The 23,924-nt window shown below is 33.3% G+C and carries 17 protein-coding genes; 13 read left to right on the plus strand and 4 right to left on the minus strand.

Translation table 11 applies throughout. From position 1 onward, the window contains the following. Together ACHRWY_RS07775 and ACHRWY_RS07780 are read left to right on the plus strand one after the other, a co-directional pair. A complete protein-coding gene (locus ACHRWY_RS07775) occupies nt 1-828 on the plus strand; it encodes a glycosyltransferase family 2 protein (protein ID WP_395353694.1) in 828 nt (275 codons plus the stop codon). After that, the gene (locus ACHRWY_RS07780; protein WP_395353695.1) at nt 818-1,237 is read left to right on the plus strand and encodes a sugar 3,4-ketoisomerase; all 420 of its coding nucleotides are present in this window, start codon (nt 818-820) and stop codon (nt 1,235-1,237) included. The genes ACHRWY_RS07775 and ACHRWY_RS07780 overlap by 11 nt, the downstream gene beginning before the upstream one ends. Here the strand turns inward: ACHRWY_RS07780 and ACHRWY_RS07785 are convergent. Together ACHRWY_RS07785 and ACHRWY_RS07790 are read right to left on the minus strand one after the other, a co-directional pair. Continuing rightward, entirely contained in the window at nt 1,224-2,159 is a 936-nt protein-coding gene (locus tag ACHRWY_RS07785) for a glycosyltransferase family 2 protein (RefSeq protein WP_395353696.1), read from the minus strand. The genes ACHRWY_RS07780 and ACHRWY_RS07785 overlap by 14 nt on opposite strands. A gap of 6 nt (nt 2,160-2,165) precedes the next feature. Next, the gene (locus ACHRWY_RS07790; RefSeq protein WP_395353697.1) at nt 2,166-3,023 is read right to left on the minus strand and encodes a glycosyltransferase family 2 protein; all 858 of its coding nucleotides are present in this window, start codon (nt 3,021-3,023) and stop codon (nt 2,166-2,168) included. A gap of 112 nt (nt 3,024-3,135) precedes the next feature. Here ACHRWY_RS07790 and ACHRWY_RS07795 point away from each other — a divergent pair, with 112 nt between their 5' ends. Next, entirely contained in the window at nt 3,136-3,975 is an 840-nt protein-coding gene (locus tag ACHRWY_RS07795) for a class I SAM-dependent methyltransferase (protein ID WP_395353698.1), read from the plus strand. 4 nt (nt 3,976-3,979) lie between these two features. Here the strand turns inward: ACHRWY_RS07795 and ACHRWY_RS07800 are convergent, their stop codons facing one another. After that, nucleotides 3,980-4,663, minus strand: a complete 684-nt coding sequence (locus tag ACHRWY_RS07800) for a cell division ATP-binding protein FtsE (RefSeq protein WP_395353699.1) — start codon at nt 4,661-4,663, stop codon at nt 3,980-3,982. Nucleotides 4,664-4,971: 308 nt separating this feature from the next. Between ACHRWY_RS07800 and ACHRWY_RS07805 the strand changes: the two genes are divergently transcribed. The 10 genes from ACHRWY_RS07805 (at nt 4,972) to ACHRWY_RS07850 (ending at nt 22,834) form a co-directional block, all read left to right on the plus strand. Continuing rightward, a complete protein-coding gene (locus tag ACHRWY_RS07805; RefSeq protein ID WP_395353700.1) occupies nt 4,972-7,986 on the plus strand; it encodes a tetratricopeptide repeat protein in 3,015 nt (1,004 codons plus the stop codon). A 133-nt stretch (nt 7,987-8,119) separates the two neighbouring features. Continuing rightward, a complete protein-coding gene (locus tag ACHRWY_RS07810; RefSeq protein WP_395353701.1) occupies nt 8,120-8,983 on the plus strand; it encodes a PhzF family phenazine biosynthesis protein in 864 nt (287 codons plus the stop codon). Nucleotides 8,984-9,137: 154 nt separating this feature from the next. Next, a complete protein-coding gene (locus tag ACHRWY_RS07815) occupies nt 9,138-10,892 on the plus strand; it encodes a TonB-dependent receptor (protein WP_395353702.1) in 1,755 nt (584 codons plus the stop codon). 172 nt (nt 10,893-11,064) lie between these two features. Further along, nucleotides 11,065-11,514, plus strand: a complete 450-nt coding sequence (locus tag ACHRWY_RS07820) for a hypothetical protein (RefSeq protein ID WP_395353703.1) — start codon at nt 11,065-11,067, stop codon at nt 11,512-11,514. Between the two features lie 886 nt (nt 11,515-12,400). After that, a complete protein-coding gene (asnB, locus tag ACHRWY_RS07825; RefSeq protein WP_395353704.1) occupies nt 12,401-14,077 on the plus strand; it encodes an asparagine synthase B in 1,677 nt (558 codons plus the stop codon). 313 nt (nt 14,078-14,390) lie between these two features. Continuing rightward, complete coding sequence (asnB, locus tag ACHRWY_RS07830; RefSeq protein ID WP_395353705.1) at nt 14,391-16,007, plus strand: asparagine synthase B; 1,617 nt, start codon at nt 14,391-14,393, stop codon at nt 16,005-16,007. A 296-nt stretch (nt 16,008-16,303) separates the two neighbouring features. Continuing rightward, nucleotides 16,304-18,244 (plus strand): DNA topoisomerase (ATP-hydrolyzing) subunit B, encoded by a 1,941-nt coding sequence (gene gyrB / locus ACHRWY_RS07835; protein ID WP_395353706.1) that lies wholly within the window; start codon nt 16,304-16,306, stop codon nt 18,242-18,244. Nucleotides 18,245-18,353: 109 nt separating this feature from the next. Next, the gene (mdh, locus tag ACHRWY_RS07840) at nt 18,354-19,289 is read left to right on the plus strand and encodes a malate dehydrogenase (protein ID WP_395353707.1); all 936 of its coding nucleotides are present in this window, start codon (nt 18,354-18,356) and stop codon (nt 19,287-19,289) included. A gap of 227 nt (nt 19,290-19,516) precedes the next feature. Beyond that, complete coding sequence (gene secDF, locus ACHRWY_RS07845; protein ID WP_395353708.1) at nt 19,517-22,492, plus strand: protein translocase subunit SecDF; 2,976 nt, start codon at nt 19,517-19,519, stop codon at nt 22,490-22,492. Between the two features lie 198 nt (nt 22,493-22,690). Further along, entirely contained in the window at nt 22,691-22,834 is a 144-nt protein-coding gene (locus ACHRWY_RS07850; protein ID WP_395353709.1) for a hypothetical protein, read from the plus strand. Nucleotides 22,835-22,951: 117 nt separating this feature from the next. Here ACHRWY_RS07850 and lgt read toward each other — a convergent pair whose 3' ends face one another. Continuing rightward, a complete protein-coding gene (gene lgt, locus ACHRWY_RS07855) occupies nt 22,952-23,884 on the minus strand; it encodes a prolipoprotein diacylglyceryl transferase (protein WP_395353710.1) in 933 nt (310 codons plus the stop codon). Nucleotides 23,885-23,924 lie beyond the last annotated feature (40 nt).

The raw sequence follows: 23,924 nt of genomic DNA on the forward strand, positions 1-23,924 counted from the left end.
ATGGTAAAAGTTTTTACGGAAAATGATATCGAGATTTTGATTTCTACAATGAATCAGACAAATCTTGATTTTTTATTTCAAATATTTCCTTTAAAACACTTTTCCAATTACAATATCCTCATCATTAATCAGTCTGAAACGACAACTTTATCATCTGAATTTCCTTCGGTTAGGGTAATTAATAGCTTTGATGCTGGCTTATCAAAGAGTCGGAATTTAGCAATAGAAAATGCAATTGGGAAAATTTTATTAATTGCGGACGATGATGTAATTTATCAAAATAATTTTATTGAAAAAATTATTGAAGCGCATCATAAATTCCATAAAGCGGCAATTGTAAATTTCTGTGCAATCAAAGAAAAAGAAGTTGTTCTAAAAAAATACCCTGCTGTTTCCCGACCGCAATTAAGTACTTTTGAAATTTTAAATATCAGTTCTATTGAAATGACGATAAATAAAGAAAAATTAGATTCAACAGGAGTACGATTTGACGAAAATTTTGGTTTAGGAAGCAGCCTTGAAATGGGAGAAGAAGCCGTTTTTTTATTTGATTTAAAATATAAAAAACAACAGATAGCTTTTGAAAATCAGGTAATTGTAAAGCATGAAGGTTTAACTTCTTCTAATAAAACAGATAGTTTACATCGGTATTATATTTATGGCGCAATATTAAGGCGGGTTTTAATAACGAATTATGTATTTTGGTTAATGAAAAAGATGTTCTTTGATATAAAGCAAAGAAAGTTAAAAATGAGTTCTTTTTTTAAGGCAATTGATAATGTCAATAAAGGACGAAAAAAAGTTGAAGTCATGAATTATGGAAAATAACAAGAGTAAAATAAATCTGATTTCACTTCCTAAAATTGAAGACCGAAGAGGGAATCTATCGGTTATAGAAAAAGATATTATACCCTTTGAAATGAAAAGGGTTTATTACTTATATGATGTGCCAAGCGGATCTGAACGTGGCGGTCATGCACATAAAGATTTACAAGAGTTTTTAGTGGCTCTAAGCGGAAGCTTTGATGTTATCTTGCATGATGGAATTTCAGAAAGTACTGTGATATTAAACAAACCTAATATTGGGTTGCTAATACCAACGGGTGTTTGGAGGGAATTAAAGAATTTTTCTTCAGGAGCAGTGTGTTTGGTAGTGGCTTCTGATGTCTATATCGAAGACGATTACATTAGGGATTTTGAGGAATTTATGTGCTCCAAAAAGACTACTGGTAAATAGAAAAATTTAAACCATTTTTTCTCAAAAGCTTTTTTATTTTTAGCAAAAAGAGTAGTAGGGATCTAGGTAATAAGTACAGGATTTTGGTTTTAAAAGAAATATTTTCTTTTAAAATGTTCTTAAATAACTCTTTTGACTTATTATTGTCCCCGGCAATTTTATATTGCAAGGCATATTCTATTCTGTAAATGTCAAGATATTTTTTTAAGCTTGGGTTACTTTCTTCTTGTTGTTTATAGTCATTAAAATCTTTTAATCTTTTTTCAAGTATTGGGGTCTTTGAAAGACTGTTTTCGATGTAATGTAAGTAAGATGCTGTAACTTTATTACTTAATGCAACGGGATATTTTGATGCAATCCGAATCCACATATCAACATCTTGTCCGCTGGATATCTCAGGTTTAAAGTAGCCTGTTTCTTTAAATATATCTTTAGGGATTGCAATTGAAGATGATGTAGCAACAGGATAGGTTAAACTGCTTTCAAAATAATCAGGAATAATGCCTTCAAAATCTATAGGGATTCCTTTAAATTTAGGGATGTAATTTTTCCCATTACTAAATACTAATTCATAACGCGAAGCAAAAATACCAGCATTTGGAAAATTTTGGATTAAAATTTTTAATGTTTCCAAATGATTAGGCATCCACAAATCATCAGCGTCCAAAAAAGCAATATAATTATTTTTTGCTTTTTCAATCCCAAGATTTCTTGCTATAGATGCACCCTGATTTTTTTGATTGTAAAGTTGTATGCGGCTGTCATTAAATCCCTGGACTTTTTCCACACTATTGTCTGTAGATCCATCGTTTATTACAATAATTTCATAATCTGTAAAAGTTTGATCGAGGATACTTTTTATAGTATTTTCAATATAATCAGCTTTATTGTATAATGGAATAACAACAGAAAAGAATGTCATAATCGCTTATTTTTTTAAAGTACAATAATAGCCCAATTTATAAACGTCAAATAAAAATAACGATGGCTTTTGAGAAAGTAAATTTCGTTCCATTTTTGCTTGATTTTTTCTGAAAAGAAAGGCTGAAAAACGAGTTGTTTTTAGTTTTTTCAAAAACTCAAAAGATTTAATTATTTTGCTTTCTTCAGAAGCGATTTTATTTGAATCATAAAGAAATATAAGATTTTCTAAAGCTGTTTTGGTTTTGTTTAGAAACAAAAGGGATGTTTCTAAATTCAAATGATACGTGGGATTTTCTATGCGGAAAATTTCAAATTGATTTGATTTTAAAACGGAGAAAAAACACAAATCTTCATAACCGTATTTTGTAATAATTTCATCAAAAGGATATTGAAGAAAAACTTCTTTTTTGATTAATAAATTTGAGGTTAGGATTGATTTGGTTTCCCTTTTTTGTCCATAAATCCATCTTAAATACTGTTCTTTCTGAGGTTTTTTATTTTCATAAAGAATTCCTCCAAAAAAGATTTTTTCCGCGGATTCAGAAATAATAGCCACATACTTTTTTATAAAATCATTTTGAGCAGGAAAAGTATCGCAATCTAAAATTAATAACCAGTCATATTTTGCTTTTCCTGCTAATGAATTGATGTTTTTTCCTCTTCCTAAATTGATTTCGTTTATAAAAAAAGCAGCATTAGGTAGTACGTTAATTTTATGATTTATAATGTTTTTTGAAGAATTTGAAGCATCATCCTGGCAAAGAATTTCAAAAGTAATCCCAATAGAACTACATTGCTTTACAAGTTCGTTTACAAGTAATAAAGCATTATAATTATAAACCGGAATAAGAATAGAAAGCATTACACGTTTTTTTAGGATATATTTGTAAAGGAAATGTTTTTTATTACATAAATTTTATATTCTTGTAATTGATTCCAAATTTCTAAAAAATAAAGTATATACCAAAAGTCAAATGAATTTAAGATCTATTTATTATGCAATTTCTCCAAAATCAAGATTACTGGTTAGAAAAGTTTATTATTTTCCGGCTGATTTTTTAAATTTTGGAAATAAAGCTAAAAATAAGCTTATCCCAAATAAGGGGGATATCTTTATTGGTAGTGGCGATTTTGCTGAACAGGGAAAACATCTTTTTTCACTTTTAAAAGAATATGCTTTTATAAAACCAGATCATGCTGTATTGGATATAGGTTGTGGTATTGGGAGAGTAGCCGTGCCCTTAACACAGTATTTAACAAAATCAGGAAGATACGAAGGCTTTGATGTTGTTAAAAAAGGAATTAGCTGGTGTGAGAAACATATTGCAAAAGATTTTCTGAATTTTAGATTTCAGTACGTATCACTACATAATGATTTGTACCATTTAACAGATAAAAAGGCTGAAAATTTTACATTTCCTTATCCTGATAACTCTTTTGATACTGTATTTTTATTTTCAGTTTTTACGCACATGCAGCCACTTGAAGTGGAAAATTATTTAAATGAAATTTATCGGGTTTTAAAACCAAACGGAAAATGTCTTTCTACTTTTTTTCTATATGATGACCAGATTGAAAATGAAATTTCAAATGAAAAGAGATCATTTTGTTTTCCTTTTGATAAAGAAAATTATAGACTAATGAATGAAAAAGTTCCTTCGGCCAATATTGCTTTTAAGGAAATTTATATCAGTCAAATGATTGAAAGAAGCAAATTGAAATTAAAAAGTAAAATATACGGAAGCTGGGCCAATAGGGGAACTGACACTTTATTTGATTTTCAGGATATTTTGGTTTTTGAAAAAACGAAATAAAAAACTATACGTTTCGTTGCACTACTTCAAAAATTCTTTCATCTTCACATTTCAATGTTTTAGACGGGAATTTCATCAGCAAAGCATAATCGTGAGTGGCCATGATAATGGTTTTACCATTAGCATTAATTTTTTTCAATACTTCCAGGACCTCAGAACTTGTTTGAGGATCAAGATTTCCGGTTGGTTCATCAGCTAAGATAAATTCGGGGTCATTTAGTAAAGCTCTTGCTATGGCAACACGTTGTTGTTCACCACCAGAAAGCTGATGTGGCATTTTATTGATATATTCTTTCATACCAACTTTGTCCAATACTTCATCAATTTTACGCTCCATTCCTTCTTTATCGACCCAGCCTGTTGCCTTTAAAACAAAAAGCATGTTGTCTTTTACAGAACGGTCAGGAAGCAATTTGAAATCCTGAAATACAATTCCAATTTTACGTCGCAAATAAGGGATATCATTTTCTTTGAGGGCTGCCAAATCAAACTCGACTATATGTCCTTCACCTTCTGTTAAAGGCAAATCACCGTACAACGTTTTCATGAAACTACTTTTCCCGGAACCTGTTTTTCCAATGATATAGATAAATTCACCGTGTTGAACATCTAAATTAATATGAGATAAAATTTTTCTTCCTTCCTGATATATAGTTACTTCTTTAAGAGACAGTACGATTTGTGACATAGTAAATTGATTTGATTGGTAAAAGTAATAAGATAACGCTTGGATTCAAAATAAATTTGAATGATTTCTGAAGAAAATACATAAAAAACAGAAATGAAATTTTAAACTATATAAGGGATTTAAGTTCATTTTAGTAAATGACGGTAAAGCATCTAACTTATAATTACTTATATCACTTACAGGGCTGGGTTTTCTTTTTTTATAAGTTGCTAAATATTCGTTGTTAAATTTTTGTTCATAATAAAAGCCTGAAACGTTTCGTTATAAACGGTATAAAATGATACATTTGAATACTAAATATAATTAAAATGCGTAAACTTTCCTGGTTCTTTTTATTACCAATTATCCTTATTTCGACCATAGTTTCGGCACAAAAATCAGCTATTTATACTTACGATTTAAAGGAATTTGACAAAGCACTGGCTTTATATAATGACAAACAATATGCGTCGGCACAACTAATTTTTGAACATGTAAAAAACAATGCCACAACGGAAGAAGTTCAGTCAGATTGTGCTTATTATATTGCCAATTGCGCCATAAGAACGAACAAAGCAAATGCGGATACCTTAATGGAAAAATTCGTTACTGATTATCCAACCAGTACCAAACAAAATCAGGCTTATATCGAGGTTGCACAATATTTCTTTGAACAGGGGAATTATCCAAAAGCTTTGCAATGGTTTGATAAAGTAGATGAAAGCTACATGAGCAAATCTGATTCGGATAAATTTAATTTCCAAAAAGGATACAGCTACTTCAATGCCAAAAAGAAAAAAGAAGCTACAACTTACTTTAATAAAGTGGTAAACTCACCCGAATTTGGTTCTCAGGCCAAATATTATTTAGGATTTATGGCTTATGAAGGTGATGATTATAAAGAAGCAACCAAATATTTTGATGAAGTTTCAGGCGAAGAAAAATACAAAGAAAAGCTTTCGTATTATCAGGCCGACATGAATTTCAAGTTAGGAAATTTCCAGAAAGCAATCGATTTGGGGCAAAAAGCCATGGCGAAATCAAATGAGCTTGAAAAATCGGAGCTGAATAAAATTATCGGAGAAAGCTATTTCAACCTAAAGCAATACGATAAGGCGATTCCGTTTTTGGAAAAATACGCAGGTAAAAAAGGAAAATGGAATAATACTGATTTCTATCAATTGGGTTACGCATATTATGAGCAAAAAGACTATGAAAAAGCGATTTCCCAGTTCAATAAAATCATTGAAGGAAAAGATTTCGTAGCGCAAAATGCATATTATCATTTAGGTTTAAGTTATCTGAATACAGGTAAAAAGCAAGAAGCTTTGAATGCTTTTAAAAATGCCTCTGAAATGGATTTTAATGCACAAATTCAGGAAGACGCGGCTTTAAATTATGCTAAAGTGAGTTACGATATTGGAAACGCATACCAAACTGTTCCTGCAATTTTGCTTGATTTTTTGAAAAAATATCCAAACAATTCAAGCCGTTCTGAAATAGAAAAATTATTGGTTGATTCCTATATTTCGACTAAAAACTACAAAGAAGCCCTGACTTTATTAGAGAAAAACAGATCTGCAGAAAATAAGGCAGCGTATCAAAAAGTACTTTTTTACAGAGGTTTGGAATTGTATAATGAATCGAATTATCAGGAAGCAGGAAAAATGTTTAAAAGCGCCATCAGCGAACAAAAAACTCCTGAGTATACGGCACGTGCTACTTTCTGGAAAGCAGAAACAGAATATGTAACCGCTGATTTTCAGAATGCATTATTAACGTATAAGCAGTTTGCCGGACAAGCGGCTGCCAAAACAACGGACGAGTATAAAAACATTAATTATAATATTGGATACACGTATTTTAAGCTAAAAGAATACGATCAGGCAGGAAATTCATTTCAGGCACAAATAGACAATTCAAAAGAAGATAAAGTTCGTTTGAATGATTCGTATTTACGTTTAGGAGACTGTCGTTTTGTAAATGCAAAATACGCTGCAGCAAATGAAGCCTATGCAAAAGCCATTGAAGCAAAAGGAGTAGATGCTGATTACGCCCAGTTTCAAAAAGCAATTTCTTACGGATTTATGTCTAAAAACGATAAGAAAGTTGATGAGCTGAATAATTTCCTTCAGATGTATAAAAAATCAGAATATCGTGACGATGCTTTGTATGAATTAGGAAATACTTATGTGGCAGAAAAGAAGAACGATCAGGCACTTAAAACCTATGATCAGTTAATTTTAGAATATAAAAACGGTGTTTTTACTTCAAAATCAATTTTAAAACAAGGATTGATTTATTACAACTCAGATCGTGATGATCAGGCTTTAACGAAATTCAAAAAAGTAGCCGCGGAATTCCCAAAAACGCCTGAAGCTTTAGAGGCAGTTTCTACAGCCAGATTGATTTATGTCGATTCAGGAAAAGTAGACGAATATGCAACCTGGGTTCGTACGTTGGACTTTGTAGCTGTTACAGATGCAGAACTGGATAATGATACTTATGATGCCGCTTTTAAACAATACAGCCAAAACAACAGTAAACTGGCTATTACAGGATTTACTGGTTATATCAGTAAATTTTCAACAGGACTTCATTCATTAGAAGCTAATTTTTATTTGGCACAATTGTATTATGCAGAAGGTTCCGAGACGAAATCAGTAACCAATTATCAATACGTAATCGATCAGCCGGGAAGTGAATTTACAGAGCAATCTTTAATGAAATTAGCGCAGATTTATTTAAAAGCAAAAGATTGCGATAAATCAATTCCGGTCTTGAAACGTTTAGATGACGAAGCTGATGCTGCACAAAACAAAAGTTTTGCACAGGCTAACCTGATGAAATGTTACTACGACAAGAAAGATTATGATAACTCGGTTACCTATGCAGACAAAGTATTACAAAATGCAAAAGCTGATGTTAACGTAAAAGCCGATGCGCAAATTATTGTAGCGCGTGCCGCAATGCAAACCGGTAACGAAGACAAAGCTAAAGCCGCTTACGCAAAATTATCTGCAACATCTAAAGGAGAATTAGCAGCAGAAGCGTTGTATTATGATGCCTATTTTAAAACAAAAGAAGGCAAGTTTGATGCTTCGAATGTTTCGGTTCAAAAGTTGGCTAAAAACTATTCGGCTTATAAATATTACGGAGCGAAGAGTTTAGTCTTAATGGCGAAAAACTTCTACGGATTAAAAGACAGTTATCAGGCAACTTATATTTTAGATAATGTAATCAACAATTTCACGGATTATCCCGATGTTGTTGAAGAAGCTAAAAAAGAGTTAGCTGCTATAAAAGTAGAAGAAGCTAAAACGAATTCGTCGATTAATAAGTAAGATTTAAGAAGAAGCAAGAAAATAGAGGCAAGAGAAAAGATTGTAGAGAAAAGATAATAGAGAAGAGAGCAAAGCGAGAAGTCTTTCTTCTATCATCTTGTCTCTTTCTTCTCAAAAAAATAAAGAAAAAAAAATGAGTTTACCTTTTTATATAGTTGATGTTTTTGCTGATAAAAAATATGCCGGTAATCAATTGGCCGTTTTTTTGGATGCAGGAAAATTAAGTTCAGCAGAAATGCAGCAAATTGCCCGCGAAATTAATTTTGCAGAAAGTACTTTTATAACCAGACTGGACAAAGAAAATAATAAAGCTGAGATGAAAATATTTACACCATCTCAGGAGATGCAGTTTGCAGGACATCCGATAATTGGGACTTCGTGGGTTTTAATGAATAAAGTATTTGATAATTCGCCGGAGCATATAAAATTAAATGTTCCAATTGGACCCATTTCAATTCATCAATCTGAAGGTTTGATTTGGTTAAAAGCGGCTCAGCCAAAATTTTGGGATATTTTTTCGAAAGAAGATATCACAGTATTTAGTAACCTGAAAAATCATGATTTTGAGAATCAGTTTCCTATTCAGGAAGTGACAACCGGAAGTGCTTTTGTAATGGTTGGATTAAGCAGTAAAAGAGCGCTGGAAGATTTAGTCTTAGACAAAGATAAAATGAACGATTGGTTGCAAAAGAATTGTAAAACAAGTCACAGAGCTTTATACTTTTATTATTTAGAAGGCTCAAAATTGTTTAGCAGAATGATGTGTATTGAACACAATCAATTGGTAGAGGATGCAGCAACAGGAAGCGCCAGTACATGTTTGCAGGCTTTTTTATTAAAATATCATAAACCTGATTTTGAATTGATTAACTATCAGGGGGATTACATAGGTCGTCCGTCTCAAATTTATTTTAAAGGACGTTTAAAAGATAATGATTTTGATATTCAAATAGGTGGAAAGGCTCAATTTGTTGCAAAAGGAGATTGGGAAGCTTAGTTGAAAGAGAATAGAATAAAGAATAAAGAGAATAGAATAAAGAGAATAGAATATAGATTTTAGAATAAAGAACAAAGAGTTTGAGCAGAATAAAGAGGATTTAGCATAGTCTATTCTCTGTATTCTTTTCTCTATGCTCTCAAAAAAAAGAAATATGAAAATTAATTGCCATAATAAAATCATCATTTTACTAGTATTGTTTGTTGTCCAGCTTTCATTTGCTCAGAAGAAAAAAGAGGAAACTATAGGTACAGAAACGGTAAACGTGGTAAAACCTTATTCGCCAACAATTTCTGATGCTTTTAAAGTTAAGGAAACCCCTTCGCTTGATGACCCAGGAAATCAGCCTAAAGAAACTATTAAATACAGTATTTTGTCAGTTCCTGTGGCTTCTACGTTTACGCCGTCAAAAGGAAAAGCCGAAGGAGTTGAGAAATCAAAAAGAGAAAAATTATTTAATAATTATGCGACTTTAGGAGTTGGAAATTATGGGACATTAAATGCTGAATTATTTGTAAATCAGGATCTGGGAAACAATGATTATGTAGCAGGAATGTTTCGTCACCACTCATCTCAAGGTGGAATTAAAGGGGTAGACCTTAATGATGAGTTTTATGATACAGCATTAAATGTGGGTTATGGTGTAAACAATCGTGATATGTCCTGGAATGTTGATTTAGGATATCAAAATCAATTGTACAACTGGTACGGCTTACCTGTTGAATTTGGTTCGGCTTTAGCAGGACAAACCCGTGATGACTTAATACGAGGAATCAACCCGAATCATTCTTATAATACCATTTCGTTAGGCGGAAATATCGAATTTAATGAAGGGATTTTTAGTAAGATCTCAACTAAGTTTACCCATTTTTCAGATAGTTTTTCATCTTCAGAAAATCGGTTTTACGTAAAACCTTCTTTCAAAGTAGAAGTAATGGATCAATCGATCAACACCAATATTATTGTAGATCATGTTAGCGGATCTTTTGAACATAATTATGCAAGAGATAATACAGAACCTTTAAAATATAGCTTGACTAATTTTGGAATTGAACCAAGTTTTGTAATTCTTGAAAACGACTGGACATTAGAACTAGGAGCCGGATTGTTTTATGGTTTGGATTCTGAAAACAGTGGAAACAAATTTTACATTTATCCAAAAGTAAATGCTTCCTATAAATTAGTGGGTGATTTAATGATTTTCTACACAGGGGTAAATGGTGGTTTGGAGCAAAATTCATACGCTGATTTTGTGACAGATAATCCGTTTTTATCGCCAACATTAAATATGAAACCTACGAATAATCAATATACTGTTTTTGCGGGTTTAAAGGGGAAACTGGCGAACAATATCAATTATAATTTGACAGGTTCTTATCTCAATGAAAAAGATAAAGCGTTGTATAAAGCCAATGATTATACAGAAGACTTCTCCAATCAGAATTATGCTTTCGGAAACTCTTTTGGAGTTGTGTACGATGACGTGAGAACATTTCGTTTTTACGGAGAATTAAAAGCTGATTTTTCAAGAAATGTATCTTTCGGAATCAACGGAACTTTTAATAGTTACAAATATGATGGTATGGAAGCCTGGAATTTACCATCGATGAAAATAAGTTCAAATCTTGATGTAAATATCGCAAAACAATGGTATGCAGGACTGAATGTTTTCTTTGTTGGAGAACGTAAAGACATGCAGTCAAATCTGGATTTAGGAACTGATCCGGTTATTGTTACCTTAAAAAGCTATTTTGATGCCAATGCACATTTAGGATATAAATACAACGAACGTTTGACTTTCTTTTTGAAATTAAACAATATAGGAAATCAGGCTTACGAAAAATGGCTGAATTATCCTGTACAAGGTTTTCAGGTATTAGTAGGAGGAAATTATAAATTTGATTTTTAAGGTTTCCTAACCGCAAAGATCACAAAGAACTTTATCTCACGATACGTTGAGAAAACGCAAAGTTCGCAAAGCTGATTCAATATCTGGCTTTGCGAACTTTGTTTTTATAATTAGTAAAGATTTGTGTAATTCGTGGCGAAAAAAATTGCGACCTTTGCGGTTAAACTTCAATATGGAATTCAAACAAAAAATACATTCACATTACCTGCAAATGGTTCAGGACCGAATAGATGTTTTCAGGGACATGATTTCGGCTTTGACTGAAGATTCTAAAAATGATGCGAAAGGTTCTGCCGGCGATAAGCATGAAACGGCTTTGTCGATGATGCATATTGAGCAGGAGAAACTCACTAATAAACTAAAAGAAGCCATAACCCAAAAAGCGATTTTAGATAAAATTGATACTTCAAAAACAACTGAAAACATTATTTCGGGCAGTTTGGTAAAAGCTAACGGAATTTATTTGTATGTGAGTGTAGCGCTTCCTAAAATTGCAATTGACGGAATCAATGTCATTGCGCTTTCTCCACAATCTCCACTTGGTTCTCATTTAATAGGGAACAAAGTTGGGTTTACTTTTGAAATTAATAAAACGCATTATACTATTGAGAGTGTTGTGTAACTTCTTTTTTTATTTGTAGTCCCTACGGGACCATTTCATTCCATGATTGTTTTTTCTACCCACATTTAATCTCTACGAGATTTACTTGCTCATGCTTTAAATATTGATACTTATTTTTTCTACTAACATTTAATCTCTGTGAGATATACTTGCTTATGCTTTAAATATTGATATTTATTTTTTCTACCCACATTTAATCTCTGTGAGATATACTTGCTTATGCTTTAAATACTGATATTTATTTTTTCTACCCACATTTTAATCTCTGTGAGATATACTTGTTTATGCTTTAAATATTGATATTTATTTTTTCTACTAACATTTAATCTCTACAGGACATACTCCTTTAGGAGTTAAATATTGGTAGAAAAAAGAAGCATCACGTGAGAAAATTGTCCCGTAGGGACTGTACCTGATTATAAATAAAGAAATTCCACGCAATCTTGTCATCCCGAGGAACTAGGGATCTCTGTAAGTAGCTCGACAAAGGTTGCGATTTTGCATGAGGAGTTTCTTGTGGCGATCCCTCGTTCCTCCGGATGACAAACAAGGAGATGAAATTTGCGTGAGGAATGAAAGATTGACGAAAACAATAATTACCAAACCACTTTTCTTATTCTCTTTATGAATCTTTCAATGATTCTTAAATATCATAAAATTTAATTCAAATATCTCTCTAAAATCTTGCATTTTGTCTGTTGGTAAAGCTCAAAATTGAAATTTTCAAGTTCAGGGCTTTTTTTAGGGTTAAAATTTTACATTTTATATGTAAAAACAGTTTTATGGTTTTAAATTATAACTTAAATAAAGATTTATGTTTTTCAATTGTAACCATTAATGCATCTTTGCCTTATCAAAATAAATATAAAAATATAAAAATATAGTTATGTGTGGAATCGTATGTGCCTTTGATCTAAAACAAAAAGCCGAAACATTAAGACCTCAAGTATTAGAAATGTCTAAAATCATTCGTCACCGTGGACCAGACTGGAGTGGTATTTACAGCAATGATAAAGCAATCCTGTCACACGAGCGTTTAGCAATTGTGGATCCGGCTTCAGGAAAACAACCTTTATTTACAGAAGATAAAAAATTGGTTTTGGCTGCAAATGGTGAAATTTACAACCACAGAGAATTGCGTAAACAATTTGAAGGAAAATATAATTTTCAGACTGAAAGTGACTGTGAAGTTATTTTAGCCCTTTACAAAGAAAAAGGACCTCATTTTGTAGATGAAATGAATGGAATCTTCGGATTTGCGATTTATGATGTAGAGAAAGATGAGTATTTTATCGCTCGTGATCATATGGGAATTATTCCATTATATATTGGTTGGGATCAGCACGGAACTTTTTACGTAGCTTCTGAATTGAAAGCTTTAGAAGGATATTGCACAAAAATTGAATTATTTCCTCCGGGACATTATATGACCAGCAAAGACGGTGAATTTGTACAATGGTACAAAAGAGACTGGACAGAGTATGATGCTGTAAAAGATAACGAAACAAGTATTTCTGCTATTAAAGAAGCCCTTGAAGCAGCAGTTCACAGACAATTGATGAGTGATGTTCCTTACGGAGTTTTACTTTCAGGAGGCTTAGATTCGTCTATTACTTCGGCTGTAGCCAAAAAATTTGCGCAAAAACGTATTGAGTCTGATGATACAACAGATGCATGGTATCCGCAATTGCACTCTTTCTCAGTAGGATTAGATGGTTCTCCTGATTTAGCGGCAGCTCAAATTGTGGCTAAGCATATCGGAACCATTCACCACGAAATCAAATTTACAATTCAGGAAGGATTAGATGCTGTTCGTGATGTAATTTACAACTTAGAAACGTATGATGTAACGACTGTAAGAGCGTCAACTCCAATGTGGTTAATGGCAAGAGTTATTAAGTCAATGGGAATCAAGATGGTATTGTCGGGTGAAGGTGCAGATGAGTTGTTTGGAGGTTATTTATACTTTCATAAAGCGCCAAACGCAAGAGAATTTCACGAAGAAAACGTTCGTAAATTAGGTAAACTACACATGTACGATTGTTTACGTGCCAACAAAAGTTTAGCAGCTTGGGGGATCGAAGGTCGTGTGCCTTTCTTGGATAAAGAATTTATGGACGTGGCGATGAGAATCAACCCGCAAGATAAAATGATCAATAAAGAACATCCAATGGAAAAATGGGTAGTTCGTAAAGCTTTTGAAGATATGTTACCGGAAAGTGTTGCCTGGAGACAAAAAGAGCAATTTTCTGATGGAGTAGGATACAGCTGGATTGATACTTTGAAAGAAGTGGTAGCCAAAGAAGTTTCAGACGAGCAATTGGCAAATGCGAAATATAAATTTCCGTTGCAAACGCCAACTTCTAAAGAAGAATATTACTATCGTTCTATCTTTGCTGAACATTTCCCAAGTGATGCAGCTGCTTTATGTGTGCCTCAGGAGGCAAGTGTGGCTTGTAGTACAAAAATCGCTTTAGAGTGGGATGAAGCTTTCAAAAACATGAACGATCCTTCAGGAAGAGCAGTAGCAAGCGTGCATGATGACGCTTATGCAAAAGCATAAATAGGAATTTTTAGAATTAGTATATATTATTTTTCCGAAAGACGTTCTCATTCCTGAGAACGTTTTTCTTGTCTAATAATGTTAAATTATATTATTTCAGCTACTTAAAATATTTTTTTGGTAATTATTTGACTTTCATTTTTTATATTTGGCATTCGTTGAAATAAAGTTAAATTTTTAATATTGTAATTCAATTATTACAGAAAAGCCAAAAATAATATTTAGTTTAGCTGAAATTTATAAGAATGCAACGCATAAATGGTTATCTAGATAATTGGTACCCAAAAATAAAATAATAAAAAATTAGAATAGTATGTCTGGATTATTAGCCGTTATTGGTAAAGGAAAAGACCCGCAACTCGTAAAAGAGCTTTCTACAAGAATGTCGCATCGTGGTCCTGATGAAAGTGATTTGCATATTATGGAAAATGGCAGCATAATTTGTCATGAAAGTTTGTCGATTATCGATTTGAAATCAGGAAAGCAACCTATTCAGGGCACGAATAAAGCCTGGATGGTACATGATGGAGAAATCTACAATTATCAGGAATTAAAAGATACGGTTTTAAAAGATCACACCTTCAGGACAAAATCAGATTCAGAAGTAATCGTGCATTTGTACGAAGAATTTGGATATAAGTTTTGTAATATGCTTGATGGTGACTTTGCTTTTGTGATCATTGACGGTGATAATTATATTGCAGCCAGAGATGCAGTTGGTGTTAAACCTTTGTATTATGGTTTGGATGAAAGAGGAAGAATTTATTTTGCCTCAGAGATGAAATCAATTTCAGATCAGTGTAAATCATTTTCAACTTTTCCTCCCGGTCACTATTATACAGGTAAAACAGGTTTTGTAAAGTATTACAATCCGGAATATGAAGATTATTCAAAGGCGAATCAGGCACTCGATTTAGATTTAATCCGTCAAACATTAATCAACGCAACCCGTAAACGTTTAATGAGTGAAGTTCCTGTAGGAGTACTCCTTTCAGGAGGATTAGACTCGTCATTGACATCTGCAATTGCAGCTCGGCTATTAAAAGAAAGTGGTAAAAAACTACACTCATTCTCTATCGGTTTAGATACTGATTCACCGGATAATATTGCAGCAAGAAAAGCAGCTGAATTTTTGGGTACAGAACATCATGAAGTACATTTTACCGTAGCACAGGGTGTTGCTGTTTTAGAAAAAATAATTTATCATATTGAGACTTATGATATCATTTCGGTAAGAGCCAGTGTGCCTATGTATTTGTTGTCACAGGCAATACTTGAGCAAGGTGTAAAAGTAATTCTTTCAGGAGAAGGTGCTGATGAAGTTTTTGGTGGTCATTTGTATTTTAGAAATGCCCCGTCGACAGAAGAATTTCAAAAAGAAACGATTGAGAGGGTTCAGAAATTATTTACTGCCGATTTGTTACGTGCCGATAAATCAACAATGGCAAATGGCATTGAAACCAGGGTTCCGTTTTTAGATAAGCAATTCTTAGATGCTACAATTCGAATTAAACCAGAAGAAAAACAGCCAAAAACCTATGACGGTATCGAGAAATATATTTTAAGAAAAGCTTTTGATACACCTGAAAATCCTTATTTGCCAACAGAAGTTTTATGGAGGCAAAAAGAGCAGTTTTCTGATGGGGTGGGATATAATTGGATCGATGAATTAATTGAGTATTGTGCGACACAGGTTTCAGATGAACAATTGGCAGGAGCAAATGCGGAGTTTCCGTATAATTCACCAACAACAAAAGAAGCGTATTTATACAGATCCATTTTTCATAAATTCTATCCACAAATAAGCGCAGCCCAAACGGTTAGAAAATGGATACCGAAATGGCAGGAGAATCAGGATCCAAGCGGAAGAGCTAATGCTGCTCACTTAGAAGGTAATTTTGAGGATACAAAGTCCCGTATGGCAGTTTAATGATTGGAAAAATTTCAAAATAGAAAATCTAAATTTCAAATTTGTACTAAATTATATAGAATCCGAAAAGATATTTTTTAAATGTTCTTTTCGGTTTTTTTTATATTATTCCTATTTTTAGAATTTGGAATCTAAGAAAATTAGAATTTAAAGTTGTCTTTTAAGTTTATTTTTTGATTTTTCAGACAATTGTGTTAATAACTTAAGTGCTTTAAGTTGGATTTTAACGGATATATAATTTGCGTTTTTATATATTTGCGTGTTAGACAATAATTACATTTTTTAGAATAAATTATATGAGCGAAGAAATCAAGAAGAACAATTATTCAGCAGATAGTATTCAGGCATTAGAAGGAATGGAGCACGTAAGAATGCGTCCATCGATGTATATTGGAGATGTGGGAGTTCGAGGGCTACATCATTTGGTTTATGAGGTTGTTGATAACTCTATTGATGAGGCGATGGGAGGACATTGTGATACTATTGGTGTTGCAATAAACGAAGATGGTTCAGTAACAGTTGAAGATAACGGTCGTGGTATTCCAGTTGATTTACATAAAAAAGAAGGAGTTTCTGCACTGGAGGTAGTAATGACCAAAATTGGTGCCGGAGGTAAATTTGATAAAGATTCTTATAAAGTTTCCGGAGGTTTGCACGGTGTTGGGGTTTCAGTTGTAAATGCTCTTTCGGTTCATATGAAATCGACTGTTTTTAGAGACGGTAAAATCTACGAGCAGGAATATGAAAGAGGAAAATCAATGTATCCGGTTAAACAAATTGGAGAAACAGATAAAAGAGGTACACGTCAGACTTTTTACCCGGATGATACCATCTTTACTCAGACTATAGAATTCTCTTATGATACTTTGTCAGCTCGTATGCGTGAGCTTTCTTTCCTAAATAAAGGAATTACAATCACATTTACGGATAAAAGAGAAGTAGATGAAAAAGGAGAGTTCAAAAGCGAAGTTTTTCATTCTGACGAAGGTCTTAAAGAATACATTCGTTATTTAGACGGTAACCGTGAGCCAATTATCTCTCACGTAATCAGCATGGATCACGAAAAAGGTGAAATTCCGGTAGAGGTTGCCTTAATTTATAATACAAGTTACACAGAGAATATTTTTTCTTATGTAAACAATATTAATACACACGAAGGAGGAACACATTTACAAGGTTTTAGAAGTGGTTTGACAAGGACCCTTAAAAAATACGCTGATGCTTCCGGGATGTTGGATAAATTGAAATTTGAAATTTCGGGAGATGACTTCCGTGAAGGGTTAACGGCTATTATTTCGGTAAAAGTCGCTGAGCCACAATTCGAAGGACAAACCAAAACAAAGCTTGGAAACAGAGAAGTAGTTTCTCCGGTTTCTCAGGCCGTTGGAGAAATGTTAGAGAATTATTTGGAAGAAAATCCAAATGATGCCCGTATCATTATTCAAAAAGTAATTTTGGCTGCCCAGGCCCGTCATGCGGCTAAAAAAGCCCGTGAAATGGTACAGCGTAAAACCGTTATGGGTGGCGGTGGATTACCGGGAAAACTTTCAGATTGTTCTGAACAGGATCCGGCAAGATGTGAGGTTTACCTTGTCGAGGGAGATTCGGCTGGTGGAACAGCAAAACAAGGTCGTGACCGTAATTTTCAGGCGATTTTACCATTACGTGGTAAGATCCTGAATGTCGAGAAAGCGATGCATCATAAAGTATTCGAAAACGAAGAGATTCGTAACATCTTTACCGCTTTAGGAGTTACCGTGGGTACTGCAGAAGACAGTAAAGCATTAAATCTTGAAAAACTAAGATATCATAAAGTAATCATCATGTGTGATGCCGATGTCGATGGTAGCCACATTTCTACCTTAATATTAACATTCTTCTTCCGTTTCATGAAAGAACTTATCGAAGAAGGGCACGTTTATATCGCAGCTCCGCCATTATACCTGGTGAAAAAAGGAAATAAAAAAGAATATGCCTGGAATGATGTTCAACGTGATCAGGCCAACGAAAGAATGGGAGGAAGTGCCGGTATTCAACGTTATAAAGGTCTTGGAGAGATGAATGCTGAACAGTTGTGGGAAACAACAATGGATCCAAACTTCAGAACTTTACGTCAGGTAACTATTGATAGTCTGGCAGAAGCCGACAGGGTTTTCTCCATGTTAATGGGAGATGAAGTTCCGCCACGTAGAGAATTTATCGAGAAAAATGCAGTGTACGCTAATATCGATGCATAATAATATTTGATCATCAATTCGTTTAATTGTTTAAATTTACTTAAACGATTAAACGAATTGTCGATTTATAAAATAAACAAATTAATTAATAACCGATAAAGTATAAAATATGAAAGTTACCATTGTAGGAGCAGGAAATGTTGGAGCTACATGTGCAGATGTTATTTCTTATAGAGGAATTGCAAGCGAAGTAGTATTGTTGGATATTAAAGAAGGTTTTGCCGAAGGGAAAGCATTGGATATTATGCAATGTGCGACAAATACAGGTTTTAATACTAAAGTATCTGGCGTTACCAACGATTATTCTAAAACTGCCGGAAGTGATGTAGTGGTTATTACATCAGGGATTCCAAGAAAACCAGGAATGACACGCGAAGAATTGATTGGTATAAATGCAGGAATTGTAAAGACAGTTGCTGAAAATGTATTGAAATTTTCTCCCGACACTATAATAGTTGTAGTTTCAAATCCAATGGATACGATGACGTATTTGGCTTTAAAATCTACAGGATTGCCAAAAAACAGAATTATTGGTATGGGAGGGGCTTTAGATAGTTCCCGTTTCAGGACTTATTTGTCTTTAGCTTTAGATAAACCTGCAAATGATATTTCAGCAATGGTTATTGGAGGTCATGGTGATACAACAATGATTCCTTTAACGCGTCTGGCATCTTATAATGGAATTCCGGTAACCGAATTTCTTTCAGAAGAAGTATTGCAAAAAGTAGCTGCTGATACTATGGTAGGAGGAGCAACCCTTACAGGTCTTTTAGGGACATCAGCATGGTATGCGCCAGGGGCTTCTGTTGCTTTTTTAGTAGATAGTATTTTGAATGATCAGAAGAAAATGATTGCATGTTCTGTTTTGGTTGAAGGAGAATACGGACAAAATGATATCTGTATAGGAGTGCCATGCATAATTGGTAAAAATGGAGTAGAGGAAATTCTGGCCATCAAATTAAACGACCAGGAGAAAGCTTTGTTTGCTAAAAGTGCAGATGCAGTCAGAGGCATGAATGATGCTCTAAAATCGATTTTAGTATAACGAATTTCGTAAAAAAAGGAAAAGGCTGCACTTTTGCAGTCTTTTTTTTGAGATTAATTAATAAATAAATTGGTTAATCTTTTCGTTAATTATATATTTGCTCGGTTTAAAAAAAATGTTGTAATTCGTGATCTCGATTTTTTAGTTTTAAAAACTCATATCAGGGCTTATTTTATGGGACTTTAAAACAAAAACAAACTTTAAAACATAATTAATTTTTAGTAATAATGCAGAATAAAGGACTTATTAAATTTTTCGCAATTCTATTTGCATTGGTAAGTATTTACCAACTCTCTTTCACTTTTGTGGCAAATAATGTCAAAAGTGAGGCTAAAGCTTTTGCAGGAGATAATCCTGACAAGGAATTAAAATACTTAGATTCTATTGGTAAAGAAAAAGTGTATAATCTTGGGTTTACGGATTTTACTTATAATGAAGTAAAAAACAAACAACTTAACAAAGGTCTTGACTTAGAGGGAGGAATCAACGTGATTCTTCAGATTTCTATTAAAGACGTGTTGAAAGGATTAGCAAACAATTCTAAAAACCCGGTATTTAATAAATCATTAGCTGATGCGAGTGCAAATTTAGAAGGAAATAAAACCTATTTAAATAAGTTTTTTGATGCTTTTGAAGCGAATTCAAACGGAACTGTAAAATTGGCTTCGCCTGATATCTTTGCAAACAGAAGTTTACAAGGAGAAGGTGGTATCGATTTTCAAATGTCTGATGCACAAGTTCAAAAAGTAATTAAAAGAAAAGTTGATGAGTCTGTTGAAAGTGCTTATAAAGTATTAAGAGAGCGTATCGATAAATTTGGTGTTACACAACCAAACATTCAAAAATTAGGAGAAACAGGAAGAATTTTAGTAGAGCTTCCTGGTGCTAAAGATGTTGACAGGATTAAAAAATTATTAGGAGGAAAAGCGCAATTAGAGTTTTGGGAAACTTTTAAAATTGAAGAAGTTGGTAACTTTTTAGTAGCGACTAACGAAGCATTGAAAAAGACTGAAATCAAAAAAACAGAAACTAAAACTGTTGCTAAAGATTCATTGAATGCATTATTAACCGATACTACTAAAGATTCAGTTGATACTAAAAAAGGGAACAACCCATTATTTGACAAAATGTTAGGTCAGGGTGGTGGACCGGTTTTAGGTTATTTTGCTCCAAAAGATACTGCTGTTGTAAACGGGTATTTTAAAAGACCGGAAATCAGAATTTTATTGGCTGCTGACCAACACAATGCAAAATTTGTGTGGAGTAAACCAACTACTATAAAAGATGCAAAAGGAAAAGAAATTGAAGCAGTAGAATTATATGCTTTAAAAGGAAACAGAGATAATGTACCTGCGATGAGCGGAGGTGTTGTTACTGATGCAAAAGATACTTTTGACCAATTAGGTAAACCAGCTGTTTCTATGCAAATGAACAGTCAGGGTGCTAAAGTTTGGGAAGAATTAACAGGAAGAGCTTTTTCTCAAAAAAGCTATATTGCTATTGTTCTTGATAATATCGTGTATTCTGCTCCTGGGGTTACCAGCGGGCCAATTGCAGGAGGAAGATCTGAAATTACAGGATCTTTTGATGTAGCTGAAACTAAAGATTTAGCGAACATATTAAATGCGGGTAAATTACCGGCTTCTGCTGACATTATTCAATCAACTGTTGTAGGGCCATCTTTAGGTCAGGCTGCAATTGATGCAGGAACTATTTCATCTGTATTAGGATTTTTATTAGTTTGTTTATGGATGGTATTCTATTATGGTAAAGCAGGTTGGTATGCTAACCTTGCCTTATTGTTAAACTTACTATTCTTATTCGGAATTATGGCAAGTTTTGGTTTTGTATTAACATTGCCGGGTATTGCAGGTATCGTTTTAACATTAGGTACAGCGGTAGATGCTAATATTATTATATATGAAAGAGCAAAAGAAGAATTACGTGAAGGTAAATCATTGTCAGAAGCTGTTTTAGCATCTTACGGATGGCACGGAGCAATGCGTTCTATTATTGATGCAAACGTAACTCACGTTTTAACCGGTGCGATCTTATTTATTTTTGGAACAGGGCCAATTAAAGGTTTTGCTTTAACATTGCTTATTGGTATCGTAACTTCATTGTTTACTTCAATCTTTATTGCAAGAATCTTTATTGATAAAAACATTGCAGGAAAAGCAGACTTAACGTTCTCTACAAACATTACTAAAAACTGGTTTACTAATTTCCACTTTGACTTTATTAAAATCAAAAAAATCACTTACATCTTCTCTTCGATTGTAGTTATTGTAAGTTTAACTTCTATCTTCTTTGTTAACGGATTAGATGAAGGTGTTGATTTTGTTGGAGGAAGAACATTCCAGGTTAAATTTGAAAAAGCAGTAGATGCTACTGTGATTTCAGATGAATTATCTGCTGCTTTTGGAACTCCGGTTGAAGCTAAAATTTTAGGTGATGATGATCAGTTAAAAATTACAACAAAATACAAAATCAAAGAAGATGGAGTAGCTGTTGATGAAGAAGTGAATCAAAAATTATACAAAGCATTAGAGAAATATTTCCCTAACGTTACTTATGATAAATTCACGAATACTTTTGACGGTAAAAAAGTAGGAGTTTTACAATCTTCTAAAGTTGGAGCTTCTATCTCTGAAGATATTAAGACAAACTCATACTGGGCAGTCCTTGGTGCAATGGCAGCTATTTTCTTATACTTAATGGTTTCTTTCCGTAAATGGCAATATTCATTAGGAGCAATCGCAGCTGTAGCGCATGACGTTATCTTTGTATTAGGAATCTACTCTTTATGTTATAAATTCATGCCTTTCCACATGGAAATGGATCAGCACTTTATTGCTGCAATTCTTACCGTTATTGGATACTCGATGAATGATACTGTAATTGTATTTGACAGAATCAGAGAGTTTATCATTGGAAACCGTAAAGGAAGTTTTGAAGATATCGTAAATGCTTCTATTAATACTACATTATCAAGAACGCTGAATACTTCATTAATGATGATCATTGTGTTATTAACGATGTTTATCTTTGGTGGAGAGTCAATTAGAGGATTCATCTTTGCTATGTTAATTGGTATTGTTGTAGGTACTTACTCTTCATTATTTATCGCAACACCGGTATTGGTTGATTCGATTTCAAGTGATGAAAAACATACAATTGAAGACAAACATAATAAAGTATAATTACAAGCTTATATAATAAAAAAGATCCAACGAAAGTTGGGTCTTTTTTTTGTGCTATATTTAAATCCGTAAAAAATATTTAAGAAGAAAAAATTACTACTGTTTTTAGTTTTTTGTAAGGCATGTTTGTGTTGCGCGACAAGATAAAAAGGATGGCTTTACTATATTGTAACTTTGGATTTAGTAGTTGATTCAATAATGATGAAGAGTACATCTGAAACAGAGTCAGTGTTTGTTGGTTTTGCTTTTACTGATGTTTTGGCACATGGCTCTACAGCTAAAATTAACCAATTCAGGTTTGATATTCGTTCAGGTTTCCATCATGTTTCTAATACAGGCTGAATAGCGAAAATACAGGTTATGGCGCTAAAAATATCGAATCGGGTATTCGATACTGTTTATAAAAAGAAAAGCCCAATATCGTTGCGATATTGGGCTTTCTTTATTTGGAATAAGATTTTAAGAAGTTGCTAAAGGATTTCTTTGTGCTCTGATAATAAAGAAAAGTCCAATAATTATAAAGGGTATGCTTAACCATTGTCCTGTCGAGAAGATGCCTAATTCATTCTCAAAACCGCCCTGGCTTTCTTTTACAAATTCTACGATAAAACGTACTACGAATAAAAGAACAAGGAACGATCCGAATAATAAACCTGATTTTAGTCTTGCATTCGTTTTCCAGTATAAGAAGAATAAAATAGCAAAGACAAAAATATAAGCAATACCTTCATATAATTGTGTTGGATGTCTTGCAGGGACTTCTGCTAAAAAATTAGCAAATATTGGTTCTGTGGCAATCGCATTATAAGCGTCTTTAGGATTTGCAATCCCTGTTTTTTGTACAGCTTCAGCCTTGCTGAATTGATCGTGTAAAAAACGAATTCCAAAAGCAGAGTCAGTTTCTTTTCCGATGATTTCAGAATTGAAAAAATTTCCGAGACGGACAAAAATGGCGCCACTGGCAACCGGAATTACGACACGGTCTAAAATCCATAATAACGGACGTTTTAAGATCTTTTTACTGTAATAATACATGGCAACGATAATTGCAATTGCTGCACCATGGCTAGCTAGTCCCTGAAAACCGGTAAATTCGAATTTAGGTTCAAAACGAACAGGTAAAAAGATTTCAAGCAAGTGATTTCTAAAATATTCCCAATCGTAAAAAAAGACATGTCCTAAGCGGGCTCCTATTAAAGTAGCTAAAACAGTCCAGACAAATAAAGAATCTAATTTGTCAAGTGATTCGTTTTCGCGTTCGAAGATCTTCTTCATTATAAACCAGCCTAATCCAAAAGCAATTACGAACATTAAGCTGTAATAACGAATCATAAAAAATCCTAAATCGATTCCTTCTGACGGATTCCAAATGACATTTACGGAGTGTGACATATATTAAATTGTTTTTTTGTTTGGTAAAAATAAATATTAA

Origin of the sequence: Flavobacterium sp. FlaQc-48, assembly GCF_044007335.1 — a bacterium.
Lineage (GTDB): Bacteria > Bacteroidota > Bacteroidia > Flavobacteriales > Flavobacteriaceae > Flavobacterium.